This window comes from Clostridium muellerianum (assembly GCF_012926525.1).
In the GTDB taxonomy this organism is placed as follows: Bacteria; Bacillota; Clostridia; order Clostridiales; family Clostridiaceae; genus Clostridium_AM; species Clostridium_AM muellerianum.
The window spans coordinates 74,163-89,578 of the sequence record NZ_JABBNI010000001.1 but is presented as its reverse complement, the minus strand read 5'-3'; the positions used below and the strand labels follow the sequence as shown (position 1 = coordinate 89,578).

Sequence of the window (15,416 nt, the reverse complement as noted above, 5' to 3'; positions counted from 1 at the left end):
ATGTAATACTCCTTAAAATTATCTCTAAATGTAATATTTTTCCCTGTACGCGAACGTTATTGTAAAATTACCTTGTCTAACTCGCAACATTACGCCATCAAGTGGAACGCTTAGCCAATTATTATTAAAGTTTTTATATCTATTTTTCTTTAAACTACTTTCTATGATTTGTCTCTCATTGTCTATAGTTATCACCTCTCCAACCTGTAAACCATCTAATCCACCCTTAAGCTTCTTTCCCGATAATCTACCATTTACACATGTTGTGTCAAGTGGTGCATTATTTCCAATCTCTCCAACCTTAGCATACTCAATATTAAAGCCAGTTTTATCATCGGTTCCATCGTCCTTCTTAAAGTAAGTTGTTATTATCTCCGCAGAGTGCTTTTCTTTTATCTTAGCCACAAGAGTTATTACACAATCTTCAGCTTTTGGGTCTTCTCCACCTATTAATGTGAAGTTTTTCCACTTAGCTACCTGTTTCTCTCTATTTAAGAAGTCCTTAAGATTAATCAAACTACCATTATCAACATTCTTTACACCCGTATTTGTTATAATATATGGCATTTGAATTTGCTGATTTACATTAGCAAGACATATAATATCATTATACTTTTCACCACACATTTTGTGTGTAATAGTTAAAGTAGTTGCATCATAAGTAACATCGTACTTGTCTTTATTATATCTTTCCTTCTTATCGTTTTGTTCAAGTATCGTTTTAGCCAAAGCCTTTATCGCATCAGATTGAGTACAGTCTTTTCCACCTTCTAATGAAGAAGTTAAGAATCTATTTTTAGGGTCTAATTTATCCACCAAACTTACAGGTATATTTCCTTTTGTTCCTGCTTCTATCGCATCCAATTCAATTTCATTCTCAGAAGCTATTTGACCTAAAACAATTGAGTGTTTGAATGTGTATTGACTATATTCCACTCCATACACGCCTGTCCCGTTTATTGCTTTTACTATATTTAGCATTGTTTTATTTTTGTCATCGCCTATTTTAATCTGATAACTCCCACTAAAAAGATAATCCTCAGCAGTCCTAGTTTCATATAATTTATATAAATCTGTTATCTCAATTTCTGAAATAAAGCCTATAGTTCTAATATTTTCATAGAAATCAATGTGAACCCTATTACGACTTAATGGAGTTACACTTTTTACGATGTGATATTCTATTCTAATATTTTCATCTATGGTCTCATTGCTATTTTCTAATGCAACATCATCTCCAGATGCTGTTTTATTACTATCTATTATCATGTTGTTAGGATTATTAATCTTTATCTTAAGTTTTACGATGTCACCTGCTTCTATCGTCTTTATTCTTAAGCTCTCACTATACGCTTTAATTTTAGCTTCTGTATCATATCTATCCACACCACCCAGTCTTAAAGCTCCATTTAAAGGAATAGCACCAATACCCGTAACTGTAACAGATTGACCTGTATTAGTTGTTGCAGTATCACTTGCTTGAACTCCTCCTACGATGATATCATTTTTTGTAAATCCAATAGCTTGTTTTTGTGCATCTGTCATCACCCCAACATTTACGAAGTTATTAAATCCAAAAGAGTTTAAATAGCGAATTGCATTATAGTAATCCGCTCCAGCTCCATATACATTACTTCCACTAGGAACCTTGTACATCAGTGTTACTCCTTTAGGGCAAATATTAGATGTATATTCACCTAATTCTCCACCTTTTTTCTCTTTATTATATCTATCAGCAAATTCCTGCATTGCTAATTTTGTTCCTTCACGCCCCGGATTATTAGCACTACCTTGCAAACGTATTGCAGGATATATGTTTACTTCCATAGGCATACCAGTAACTCTTGTTGTTCTTGTATCAGTAGTGTCTGTCTCAGAGGGTTTTGAAGTTAATAAGTTACCTGTTTTAGGGTCAAAATCAGATGGCTTGGTTCCAGCTAATACTCCCCCTATCACTATATCAAAAGGCTTGAAAAGAGCTTTCTTTTTATCTTCTAATGTCATACTTGTTGTATCTATAACTGTATATCCAAGAGGAGCTAATATCTTACATGCATTAGTATAATCATCATCAGTAGCATTTGTCTTATCTGTACTCTTGCCAGCATAAACCTTAGCACCTACTGGGATTGTTGATGGAACTAAGGAATTGGGGTCTATACAGAAGTCCATATCAGATTCTTCATATAAATTGATATCATCCCCCGGTGTCATTCCTACTATTTTCTTTACAACTTCATTTTTAATATTGCTACTTTCAAGAATGATACTTGAATCTACATCTATTAATATTCTTTCATTATTATCTTTTACATTAAAGGTTACTATTTCAGTATCTTCATTAACTAATTGTTGAGTTATCCAAGATTGCCCTTGAATCTCATTCATTTTTTCCTGCATTGCAATTTTTGTAGCAACCCTATCAGTTGAAGCTAGATTTTTCGCATTCTCTGTATTAATACCTTTAGCTGGAATACTTGTTATACTAGTTCCATCCTTAACTGAGCCATCATCATTCAAATCTTCTTTTTTTATACCATAATTATTTTGAAAAACAATATCATTCTTAGTAAATACTACTTGATTTCCATTGTGGTCGATTATATTATTTTCCTGTACCTTAAACCCATTAGTCTTTATAACATCAAAGTATTTTCCAAAAATATTTACTGCATTTTCATAATCTCCATCTGGTGGAACACTGCCTGCAAATACACGTGGTTTAGAGCTTGTTTTTACTTGGTTATTTATGTAAACTTTATAACTTTCACCATTTTCCCATACTGGAGAAGGAAATATTTGAATGCCTGTATTATCTGTTGTAGGCTCAACAATTATATCTACCTTATTGCCTTTACAATCTTTAACCCATACATTAGTATTATTTATAGTCGAAGTATCTAACGGAGCGTTGTAATGATATGTTATAACCTTATCTGTATTACAGCTTCCAAGGTCTATTTGTAATAAAGATTTATCACCTGTTTCTGACGTTGTTAACTCATTATTCGCATCTGAGTTTATAATATTTTTTGCACTTGCTTCGGTTTCTGTAATCAATTTATATTGTAATGGTGCTGATATATTGCTTTTTCCATCAAGTTTTAATGCTTGGGATATATAAAGGAAGTAATAAGAATTGTATTTTAATGCTTTTTTTGGTGTTATATCTAATATATTAGGAGCTATGGAATTAATGTTAATGTCAATATACACTTGAATTTTATCTCCATCTTGCAATATTACAGCATTACCTACTAAACTATTATTTACATAGCCACTATCTAGCTTGCCATCAAATGGTATTTTAATGGTCTCAGATATTGGAACATTAGATAATGGTATAAAATCGTTATCTACATGAGTTTCATTTACTTCTGTTTGTACAGTAAAATCTATAATCCTTTCGCTACCTAAAATAGCAGTACCATCTACGTTTTTAATGCCAACTCCCACATGTAGTTCATATGTTTTTCCATATCCATATCTATTTTTAGGGCTTACATTGATTATTTTTCCACTATCAACTAAATTAATATTTACATCATAGTGTATGCTACTACCTTCTTCTACAACATAAACATTATTACTTAAGGTAGAACTATCAATCTTTTGAGCTGAATATATTGAAAATGTCTTTATAGGACTTACTCCATCATATTTATCTATAGTTGTATCATTCTCTTTTTTAGTATGGACTTTTATTTTTCTAACTTGATGAAAGCTTTCTCCTTTTATATCTTTAACACCCTTTGAAACATATAAGTAATAGTAATTATCATAAGAATAAGGTGTTTTAGGTGTTACTCCTATAACCTTTTTATCTTTAGATATATCATGGGTACAATCTATTAATTTACCTTCAATATCTCTTATTTGGATTGTATCATTGTTTATTGTTTTTTCATCTACTTGATTATCAAAAGTAATAATTATCCTTCCTAATATTGGGACGTTATTTATTTCTTGCTGATAATCTTCGTTACTTTCTGAATCCCACAACACACGAACAAAGTCCTTGTTCCAGTATCCCATTTTTCTAATACCAATGTCGGAAGGATTCTTTGAAATGTTTCTAACTAAGCATTTATCAACATCCTTTAATTTTTTGGTACTTATATTTACATTGTCACTAACCAAAGTATTTCGGTCTGTATTTACTAGGTAGTTTATTTCGCTACCATCTGTAAGCAAATGGTCGGTCATCTTTATAATATCTTCTCGGGTTCCCCCCATAAATTCGTAATTTATATCTCCTACCTTCATGGTTTCTCCTGGCATTAAATTACTATTCAAATATAACCTAGCCTTACCCCTATCAACATAATTAGATATATCGACCTTTACAGCTTGCGGACTAACTAAGTCATTTGAATCAAATTCAAAGCACTGATTTCCAATAGTTATAGTACTCCCATCATTAACCCAACTATTTTCATTAAAGACCAAAATGTTACTAGCTTTTTTTGCAAAAACTGGAACCATTATATTTGAAGTTTCTAATTTATTGTATGGTTTACCGTAGCCTAAATCAAACTCATATGTATTATTACCTAAAATAAATTTTTCTCCGTAAAATATAGTTCCAAGAAGCTGAAATATCCCCGAAGCACTTTTACCTTCAGAAAACTCAAAAGGAGGAAATTTACTAAAATCGGTTTTTTGTACATCATAAATTCTCCGAAAATTATCATTTAGTTCAGAATTTCCTCCGAGCGATAAATCATCTATCTCATGACTAGTCATTTTTATACTTTGATTATTTTCATCTGTCCCCGGTACATGTCCAACTTGGATTTTTATTTGAGGTTTTATCAAAAAATCTGAGTGATTGAAGAAATATATCTTTGATGAGTCTTCTGTTTCATCTTCAGACTCCATTACCTTATAAGGCTGGTTTCCTCTTTCTAATGAATAACAAATATCTGAGTTTGTTTCAAATGTAACATTAAAATAACCAGCTGGTAAATTAAAATGATTAAACATTGAATTATTAACTACTGTTGCCATATAAATTCTTTTTGGTTTTGTAATATCGTATTCATCATTTAAAACTTGGCAATCTTGTTCAAACCACAATTCTTTATATCCTGTTGTATCTAACAACCATCTTTGAACAGCTCTTTTCAATGAATTAGTTACTACTATTTCATCTGAAAAAGCCAATTGCAATTCTATCTGTTTGACATCTGTTTGTATGTTTTGAAAATATGCATTATCTTTATATTTCAATTTTGTTTTATTTAAAGTTCTATTACTAAAAAAAGGCTCTTGTATCATCCCACTGCTATCAATATTCACATTGATTATTCCAAAGTCACTTGCATAACTTCCATTAAAATAAAAATTTTCGCTTGCTTTTATCATTTATACTTTTCTCTCCTTTATATTTATAATTTAATTTTTTGCATAAATAAAAAGAAGATGTTTTATAATTTCAAACATCTTCCCTATAATATATTAATTGTCTTAAATATTTCTACAATTCTAAAGCTGATTCAATTCTTTATAGTTAAATGATTGTACTATTTCTGTACTTCCATCTATCAAAACAGCTTCAATTTTCTCTGGATTTAATGGTACTATTTCCTTACTCTCAAAAGACTCTTGCACCACAGCACTATAAGACCGTTTGCCACCTAATCCAGTGACCTTCTCGTGATTATTAAGCGAGTTTCTCTCGATAGCAACATCCTCATTAGGCTGAATAACTTTAACTTGGTTATTACCATAATATACTTTTAAGACCATATGAATATTCTTATAGAAATCCACTGATTCTCCAACAATCACTGAAGTACATACACATAACTTGCGATTTGGTGTTTTATTCGCAATCTCTGCGTACGTTACATTTTTATATTGTCTTGCATATTTTTCTGCTTCCTCAGCTACAAATAAATAAGGAGTGTCTATAGAACAGACAATTAACATACCATTATTGCATGTTAAAGTCTTTTCTTCTCCAATATCTTTTTCATGTGACTTATGTGCTATTCCTTTGCCTACAGCATCTTTAAATTCAGTGGCAGTTAAAGGATATGTGCTTATTCCATCAATTAAATATGTATCATTTTGTTTTTCTTGTGTTTTTTGCTGATTTGTACTAACACTATTTTGCTGTATATTATTTACAACTGATTGTTTATCTTGACTATCAGAATCATTATGTACTTTAGCTAAATATACGCCAGTTAATCCAGCTACTATAGTCAATACAATACTTACTAAAATTAAAACACCTTTCTTCAATATCTTATTCCCCCTTAAAATAAAAATTGCATATTTCAAGCATATTGTACCAAAGAATAGCTAACAACTCAAATTATATAATTTGCGTGTAGTTCCGATGATAGTGTTTGAAGTTTCTTTAGTCTTTGAATAGTTCTAACATCAACTCCAAGCTCTTTTGCAATATCTTCTTGAGTTATCAAGGGATAATTTTTACCTCTTGAGCCACCATGAGTTACACCACATAATTTTTCATACTCTGCAAACACTTTACCTTGTTTAACAGGGTTATTCTTGAGCCTACCAAAATTAGTTGCTAAAAGCTTTTTTAATTTGTCATTTTCATCAATGATATCTTCTCTTATTATTACTGGTACTAACTCAATACCTAAATCTGTACACTCTTTTTTAAATTTACTTTTATCAATAATTATATCTCTAAAATACCCATATGTAATATGTAGGTATTTTTTTATTTATGGAATATTTTTAAATAGCCCCACCTACCTATATATAAGTCCAATTAAATAAACTTCGATGGTCGTGTAGGTTGAACAGTCTACCCTGCTAATTGAAAATGAAGGTCACCTAAAAGTGGAAAATAGCCCCCCTATTCCTTAGAATAATTAAAACAAAAGGCTTATTTACTTATCTTCTTCTTGGATGATTTTAACATATTTTTTTAATGTGTTTCTGCTGATGTTATGCTTGTTCATCAAGTCAATTTGCTTTATATTTCTATTACCTAAAAATCCAAATATGTCTGCTCTTAATTCGTCTGTCATTTTATCTAATGTGTTAAATTTTCGACCACTTTTTTTATCTGATGCTTCAATCCCCTGTTTAATTCTTTTAACTATTATTTCTCTTTCCTTTTGCACCCTATCTAGCTCCACAATTAGTAATAGTTTTATAGTACTCTCTAATGCAGTTTTAGCAACCAAGTCCTGTTCTGTTGCCACTCTACATAAATTTTTTATATAATCTGTACTTACTGTTGGATTGTCTATAAATACCAAGTTAATATTCTTATCCATCAATTCCATATATTTAGAATATCCCTCTTCTGCTTGACGTGTAAATCTACTTATTTCTTTAAATACAACTGTATCATCCTTTTTCAAGTTACCTTCTAACTCTTCCCATTCTTTTCTTTTAAAAGTGCTCCCAGTACAGTCATCTTTATAAATATATCTATCTGTAAATTTTAAATTGTTATTATCTGCATATGTTTTTAAACTCTTGTATTGCCTATTAAAACTCTGTTTATCTGTACTCTCTTTAGTTGATATTCTTAGATAAAAATAAAAATTACTCATATTCTAATCCCCCTAACTATCAATTAATCTATAGTTTAATTGATACCCCTATTATACCGTCATTTAATCCATAAATCAATATACTTTGATACTTTTATCATAAACACTTAATTTAATGGTTTATTTGATACTTTCCCAGCATCTGTGATTTTTTTAATTTAAGGATTGCAATAAAATTGGAAGAAATATGGGTCTTTCTTGAAATATACCCTTAGTTATTTCCTTTATACTTAATGTAAGACGTCTTGAAAGTTATTAAATTCAGCTCTAGAGCTTACAAAATATAAAAATCATAGAAAGGAGAACTTTTCCATGAACGAAATACAATTATTTAAGATTATACTTTTTATATTAATCTGCTTTTTAAATATAGTTATAGTGTTGTTATAACTTTAAAACAATAGAATAACAGGAACAGAATTACTCTGTTCCTTCCAAACACTTGCAATCGTACCTGTCATCGTACCACAAAAACTATTAACGTGGGCAATTACAAATACTAAAGAAATTCTTTATAGTTTAGCTATTCTCTAAAAAAAAAATGCTATCGTGTGTCATCGTAAGTGGCTATCGTTAAGCCTAAGAAAATCTTTTATATTATGCTGAATTTCCACCCTTAAATAGCATTTAAAAAAATTTCAAGTTCTGTGTAGTTGGGTCAGATAGAATCCGGAATTTCACACTTTTAAATTTTGAAAATTACCCTGCTTAAGCACATTTTTTTGTATTTTCTAGCTTGTCTACTACCTCTAGATATTTTTTAATGTCCTCTTTATTGCTATTATCAAGTATACTTTCTATGTAATTTGAATTGAATTCTTTTATGTCTGCATTAACATCCTTTTTCAGCAACTGATGAAATGACATATGTGATGATTTATCGCAGAATAGCCATAAATTATCAATGTTATTATTACTTTTGTCTTGGTCTATGTGATGGATAATATACTTTTTTACTTGCTCTATCCCCAAACCTAATTCTTTGCAAATCACATATTGATGCATATAAGAAGTATTAAAATATAAGTCACTTACTATCTGCACATGTCCTCTTGTCATTTTAAAGATATAATCTGCATCACCATGCCATATTTTATCTTCTGTTATTCCTAAATCTTGTTTTATATATTGCATTATTTCATATAAAGCATATTTTTGGGATAATGTAACAGCGACTGATTTAACTCTTATCTTATCATTATTTTCAATTTGTATTTTGCAATAATTTTCTATATATTTTTTATCATTTTGTGTTATGTATATCTTATTTTCCATATCTTTATTACCTACCTTGTATAATTTATTTTTGTTGTAGGCAATAACATTTACTAAGTTATTTATTATTTAATTCTTTTAACATATCATTCGCAACCCTAATTATCTCTTCTAAAATAATCTTTTGTTCGTCAATTTCTCGCTCTTCTATGTCGTATGTAACAAATTTTTCAAACCTGTTGTAATGCTTTTGCCTAATATCTTTTTCCATAACTTTTCTCCATCTTTATTTATTCCATTTTTATTCTGCTCAACTATATTCTCATTATTTACATAAAGAATAAAATCTATGTTTTATCGTTAAATTTCAAAAAACAAAAAATAGCTGCTTTCGCAAAAGTAGCTACTTTTTTAATACATTTAGCCTTGTAATGCCTTCGTATGCTAACAAGAATCTATCATCTGAGTCCCTTTCATGTAGTATCATCTCATTAGCATAAAATTCTCCAAAAATAATTTCTTTTAAATCTACCTTATTTCCATTCTCATCATATATAATTTCTTCCTCACTAATCCTAAAATTGTGACCATAAAGCCTATCTCCATCTTGCAAGTTCAAAATTGTTTTTTTAATTCTTTCTTCGTTTCTCATAATACTTTCCCCCTAAATATTGCGAGGGTCTTTCCCCTCTAATTTTAACCTTTGACTTTATAAACTAATAACTTTTATTTATTAGCTCTTCAATTTGATTTAACTTGTCTTCTGATAATAAGCGTTTTCCTTGTAAAAACAAGCAAATACTCGTATTGGATATCCCTATTTTTTCTGCAATAAAGTTATTCCTTACTCCATGTTTTAATAAATAATCCTTTAAATTTTCTTTTACACTCTCATTTGTCATAAGCTTTACCTCCACCTTTCTTTATAATTTTATAATCAAACCATTAGTAAATTAATCCTAAAATTATTGACTTTCAAACTATTAAATAATATAATATAATTGAATTATTGTATTATCTCCATAGTGCGAAAAGTGAAAATTATAGCTTAAAGCCTTATATATCAATAGATTAAGGTAATTTATTTAACGAAAAAAATTTTTAGCAAAACAAAAAAAACTATATAATATTAAATAAAAAGTTATATAATTTATTTTCTAAATGTGGAATCTTTAGAAATATTAGCTAAAGATAGTATATTTCAACTATCTTTAGCCAATATTTTTATTTTTTTGATTTTCTTTTTCTATCATTCTCTTTTCTCTTAGTATCTGCACATTCTTTACACATAGTTTGTCTATTCCCTGTTCTAGAAACTTCTTTACCACAACCACTGCAAAATATATATCCTTCCTTCACCTTATTTAACTTTTTTGATTTCTTCTTAATATTCTTCTTTATGTTAGTAACAATAATGTCCCCTAATATATTAAAAACAAATCCTTTTTTGCTATCTTTATCAATGCTATAAATATATTTTACTATCATATCAGTTGCATCAACTACATCAATGTTTTTCAGTTTGCAAAATTCCTCAAACTCTAAATACAAACTGTCATAAACAACTGGAGCTATTCTTTCTTTACTAACCTCTTCATCATTCTTAATAACACTTGATTGATTAGATATATACATAAAATACTTTTGCATTTCCTCTTTAAGCTTTTTGTATTTAGTTATTACCTCATCAAGTATCTCTATTCTAAAATTATTCATTAGCATATGTTTATTAAATCTACCTAAATCATCAAATTTATAATCAAGTTGTGGGATATTCTCTATTTCTTTACATATTCCATTCACTGTACTGTTATTAATAGGTTCAACTTGATTCTCACTTTTATCTTTTGCAAATTGAAAGAAATAAGGAAGTTTAATTTTATTAAGTTCTTCCAGTTGCTTTTGTACTACCTCAGATACTTCAACCATTTCAAGTGTTTTGGCTGCATCAATAGAGAAATTATTGCAACAGGTAATTATTTTAGAAAGATTGAGCCTTTTCTTAACTTCATCTTTTGTAAATAGAACTTCATTTCCTTCAGCATCATATTTTCTATAGTTCCATAACTTAGTTAATTTATTAGAAAACTCACCAATATTACCATATTTAAAAGCAGTTATTAAACTATTATATATATTATTGGCATTTATTATTTTAGGCTCTGCTTTCCCCATTTCATAATATAAAGGTCTTATATTTTTACCTTCTGCATCTTTCATATTGTCTTCTGCAACTTGAACTAGTTCTTTATCTCCTATAACTAAACTTTTATCTCCATCATTATCAAATTGTAATACCTTAGAAATCAAGTCATAAGAACTTGTATAAATTCCATCACTAACAAACCATTTTTCCATATCACTATTCGATACATTTTTTCTAGGACAGTGTTCTTTTCCTAGATGTGGACTTCTATTAGTTAAGAGTTCGGGATATTTTTCAGTGTCAAATAATTTACAATATACCTGTTTATCTTCCAACAATCCAGTTACCTTATCTTTTCCTAAGAAAACATACTGCATCCATGCAAAAACATCTGGAATTATAAACGTATAATAGGCTGGGCGGATTTGAAATTTTCCATATTTAGCTTCCTTCTTTTTCTTATTTAAAGCTTCACTCACTTTATTCTTAATATATTTATCTTGTATTAATTCAGAATACAACAGAAGTGCTTGCTGCAAATAATTCATATTAGAATTTTCCTTTGTAGCTCCTAATAATTTTAACATTGTATTTTTATCTGTATATGCTTTAGTTATCAATTTGTGTATTGGTTTTGTAAATTTTTTAATAACCCTATTATCAACATTTTCTAACGTTTGCCACATTTGATAATTAAAATTTGAATTCTTAAATTCATCATCTTCAATATTACATTTTCCGGCTTTACAATTATATTTTTTAAATTTGTCCTTGTAATCTTGCCATGACTTATAATACTTATTCATCTTAAACTGAGATTTAAAAAACACTACTTTAATATTATCTTCTTTCAAATTCCATTCTTCGCCATATATATCCGTAACTTTATAATTACCAGAATTATATTCATCACACCATGCTATAAAATCTACAGGGGTTAAAAGACCTTTTATCCAAGGTAATCTACATTGAAAATTCTTGTTTGATAAATCTGGTAATATCCAACCACACCCATCTGAATGTGTTATTTCTATATCCATGGTTCTTTCTTCGGCTTTATCTGCTAATAACCAATATTCTTCTTTTTGGGTTTGAATAGTTCCATCTTTATTTTTAATATACTCTCCATTTTCATCCTTTACTTTTACATCTCTACTTTTTCTTTCTTTAGAAATATAATCTACTTTAGCATTATTAATTGTAGTTACATAATCTTCAAGAACTATGCATTGGTTAATATTAAAATCTTCCCATGCATCTGTAGCACTTGCTGTAAGAGCTAAATATGCTAGAAACTTATTTATATTACATCCCTTTTCTTTACTATTATTAATATCTTCTATAGTTAATCCACACATTAATGTTAATTTGAAATTTTCCCAAGTACTCTCTTTAACAAAGACCATTTTCTTATTACGTATTTGACCTGCACTTGCTGTAAATGGAATATATCGTTCATCTTTATAAACAAATCCATTATTTATTAATTGTTTAAATATTGGATAATGGCAAACTCTAAGGGTTATTAATTCTTCACTTAATTTACCAATTTCAAGACCTAAAGTTCTAGTTAAAAAAGAATCAAAAACTGAAATTATATTATATTTACTAATTTTATTTAATATCCTCACATTTTTATTTTTTCTTATTAATTCATTGAATTCTTTTTTCCATTGTTTTATTGAAGCCTTATATCCAGTATCTTTTTTTACAATTCTAGTCTTATTATTTTTATCCTTAATCTCAACTGATTCATATTTTATGTATTCATCATCTATTTCACACATAAGTTTTCTAAATGTTTTGTCCTTAACAAGTTGACTATTATTTTTCATTAGCTTGTTTGTATATCTTGCAATGTAACTTTTATTATCACTTTCCTGTAGTTTATTTTGGAGGTCTAACACACTATCGAAATGATATCTAGGCTTTTCAACTCTACCTTGCACTAAATTATTCTTATTAATCTTATACAGTAGATTAGTGACTTGTAAATCTTGTTCAACATTATCTTTATAAGCCTTTATTTCTGCATTAACTTCCTTGAATGTTATTGTTTTATTATATAAATTCTCTATTATATTTAGCAACGTAAATTGCGTTAATAGTTCTATTGTATATTCCATACCCTTTATTTTCTTTAATATTTTTGATTCTTCTTCATTTAAAAAAGCATTAGTATCAACGCTATATATCTGCACTTGTTTATTTAACATATTTTCTCCTTTGTATTTTTTAATAAATATATTATGTTCTTTTTCTTTTACCACCATCTCTACAACATTAGGGTTAGTACGTCACTATCGTTCCTACTACTCCTATATATGTTGTAGACCTATGCGAAAAGAAAAGAACCAAAAGAAACGCATAATATATGATATTTTATACCATTCGTTCCACTTAATTTAAAAAGGGGGGATTTTTTTAACACCAAAATAACTTCATTTTTCTATTAAAAAGTCACCTAAAAGTCCTCTTAAAGGTCGCCAAGGTCTATATATATTATATAAAGAGAGTGGCGACCTTTACGAGAAAAAAATCATCACTTTATCAACAAATATTAATAGTTTTCTACACTAAAAAAATCCCCCCATTTTAAAAATTCACTATCACAACATCATTTTTAAATTTAATTCCTAGTTCTGCCACATTAATCTTACTAACAATGTCTCTAGCAAAATGTGTATTATCTATACCTAATACCTCATAGAACAACTTCTTAGTAACCTCATAATAATCTTTCTTACCTCTGGTAACTGCCTTTTTCTTCCTACCTGTTTTTCCATCAACAATCTTATAGTCATTGTAAGTCCCTTCCCGAATTTTACTTATTAAAAAATAAAAATCATCAACATGTTTCATTCTTTCATTTTCTGCATCTGGAAGTACTTTCACATTTAATAGTTCCTTTTGTATTTGCTTTATAACCTCTAAGTTGTTATTATAAATATGAAAATTTCCAATGGGCTTTTTTGTTCTGCATATTCGCTTACAAGCTTGGTATATTGCAGATATTTCATCACTTAACAATAAACTATCAAGCATAGGGTCTTTAAATCCTATTGTATTATTTCCTCTATATTTGCCATAAGTCATATTAATCCCATAGGCATTGTCTAATTTTTTATAATACATATACATCAAAACATATACAGGGAAAGCAAATCGGTGAGTATGAACAATAAAGCACTCTTCATATTTAGCATACTTATCTACTCCCCTCATATTTAAAAAATTAAGAAAATTATATTCTTTAAAATACTTTTTAAATTCATTATCTAGAAATCTTTTATTTAAAGCATCTCCTTCAGCTTTATAAGTTATTATTAATACTCTTGAATCTTTCCTCGCTTTTTTTTTAATGTCATCAACAATAAATTTTCTCCAGTCTGTTAACTGATTGTTATTACTACTTTTCTTCTTGGCACTCTTAGAAGTATTCCTCTTATGCCAATGTAAATAACATTTTGAATGGTCTATAATTCTTTCAGATTTAACAACATCAAACATTTTACCTATTGTATATAATGTATTGAAATTAGCAGAAGCATCTAACATTACATTGTTATCTAACATTAAAAATTCAAAGTCAAAATTACAACTGTATAATGTTCCATTCCAATACAATACTCTATTAACTGACATATTTTTATATAGTATATTTATCTTCTCAATTTCTTCAATAATTTCATTTTTAGTAATATCTGTTTTATTGTCTACGCTATAATCATTAATAACCTCATTATCTATGGAACTAATCAATTCTATAAGCCTGCTATATTCTAAATCTGTAAAAACATCATTCATTTCAACTTCTTCAGCTACAATAATTTTATTTTTCAAATTCTCTTTAATTTCATAGAACTTTATAGTTTTCTTTGGCTGTTCACATAACTTATCAAATAAATCCAATATTTCAGAATCATCAACAAACTTAATTATCTTTAATATCTTTTTATATGTATAATCATCATAGAAGCAAAGGGTATTTACTACAGCATTAATTTCTTCATCCACAATTAGAAAATCGAACTTACCTTTTACACATGATTGATATCTCTCATGTTTATCATTTTTAGGATTAGATATATTTAAATATGTTTTGTGGGTTACAATCAACACTTGCTTTTCCGCACAATCATAAAAGTTTTCGCTCGATGCTTCGCTCTTTTCTTTTCCTTTTTGAGATGGATTATAATACATAGCAATATTTTCTCCAACTTCTTGATTTATCATTTCTGTTACTCTACTACACTCTTCTAGCGTATGTGTAGTAAATACATATTTTGTTGAACTTCCACATTTGATAGCTTTCGCTATAGCATAGGCAGTTCCTATTGTCTTCCCCCTGCTAGTTTCAAGAGTGAAAACCTTAAATTTAGATTTACTACGTAATCCAATTAAAGGATTTGATATATAGCGTACCATTTCCATTAAATCTTTATCTTCTTTGTTTATTATATCTTTTAATTTTTCTGTCTTATTCGTTACCAATAATTTACCTC

Annotated in this window: 10 protein-coding genes; all 10 read right to left on the bottom strand. The window is 28.6% G+C overall.

What is annotated here, in order from left to right:
- Positions 1–24 precede the first annotated feature (24 nt).
- A complete protein-coding gene (locus HBE96_RS00380) occupies positions 25–5,367 on the bottom strand; it encodes an Ig-like domain-containing protein (RefSeq protein WP_169295796.1) in 5,343 nt (1,780 codons plus the stop codon).
- A gap of 120 nt (positions 5,368–5,487) precedes the next feature.
- Positions 5,488–6,252, bottom strand: a complete 765-nt coding sequence (locus HBE96_RS00375; protein ID WP_169295795.1) for a hypothetical protein — start codon at positions 6,250–6,252, stop codon at positions 5,488–5,490.
- Between the two features lie 68 nt (positions 6,253–6,320).
- Positions 6,321–6,500 carry a hypothetical protein gene (locus HBE96_RS00370; RefSeq protein ID WP_169295794.1) on the bottom strand — a complete coding sequence of 60 codons (180 nt, stop codon included), beginning with the start codon at positions 6,498–6,500 and terminating at the stop codon, positions 6,321–6,323.
- Positions 6,501–6,875: 375 nt separating this feature from the next.
- On the bottom strand, positions 6,876–7,550 hold the full coding sequence (locus HBE96_RS00365; RefSeq protein WP_169295793.1) for a recombinase family protein: 675 nt from the start codon (positions 7,548–7,550) through the stop codon (positions 6,876–6,878).
- A gap of 708 nt (positions 7,551–8,258) precedes the next feature.
- The gene (locus HBE96_RS00360; RefSeq protein WP_169295792.1) at positions 8,259–8,825 is read right to left on the bottom strand and encodes an HNH endonuclease; all 567 of its coding nucleotides are present in this window, start codon (positions 8,823–8,825) and stop codon (positions 8,259–8,261) included.
- A gap of 58 nt (positions 8,826–8,883) precedes the next feature.
- Positions 8,884–9,036 (bottom strand): hypothetical protein, encoded by a 153-nt coding sequence (locus HBE96_RS00355; RefSeq protein ID WP_169295791.1) that lies wholly within the window; start codon positions 9,034–9,036, stop codon positions 8,884–8,886.
- 132 nt (positions 9,037–9,168) lie between these two features.
- Positions 9,169–9,417, bottom strand: a complete 249-nt coding sequence (locus HBE96_RS00350; RefSeq protein WP_169295790.1) for a hypothetical protein — start codon at positions 9,415–9,417, stop codon at positions 9,169–9,171.
- 64 nt (positions 9,418–9,481) lie between these two features.
- A complete protein-coding gene (locus HBE96_RS00345; RefSeq protein ID WP_169295789.1) occupies positions 9,482–9,667 on the bottom strand; it encodes a helix-turn-helix domain-containing protein in 186 nt (61 codons plus the stop codon).
- A gap of 322 nt (positions 9,668–9,989) precedes the next feature.
- Positions 9,990–13,127, bottom strand: a complete 3,138-nt coding sequence (locus HBE96_RS00340; RefSeq protein ID WP_169295788.1) for a hypothetical protein — start codon at positions 13,125–13,127, stop codon at positions 9,990–9,992.
- A gap of 379 nt (positions 13,128–13,506) precedes the next feature.
- Positions 13,507–15,405 (bottom strand): DEAD/DEAH box helicase family protein, encoded by a 1,899-nt coding sequence (locus HBE96_RS00335; RefSeq protein ID WP_169295787.1) that lies wholly within the window; start codon positions 15,403–15,405, stop codon positions 13,507–13,509.
- Between the last annotated feature and the right edge of the window lie 11 nt (positions 15,406–15,416).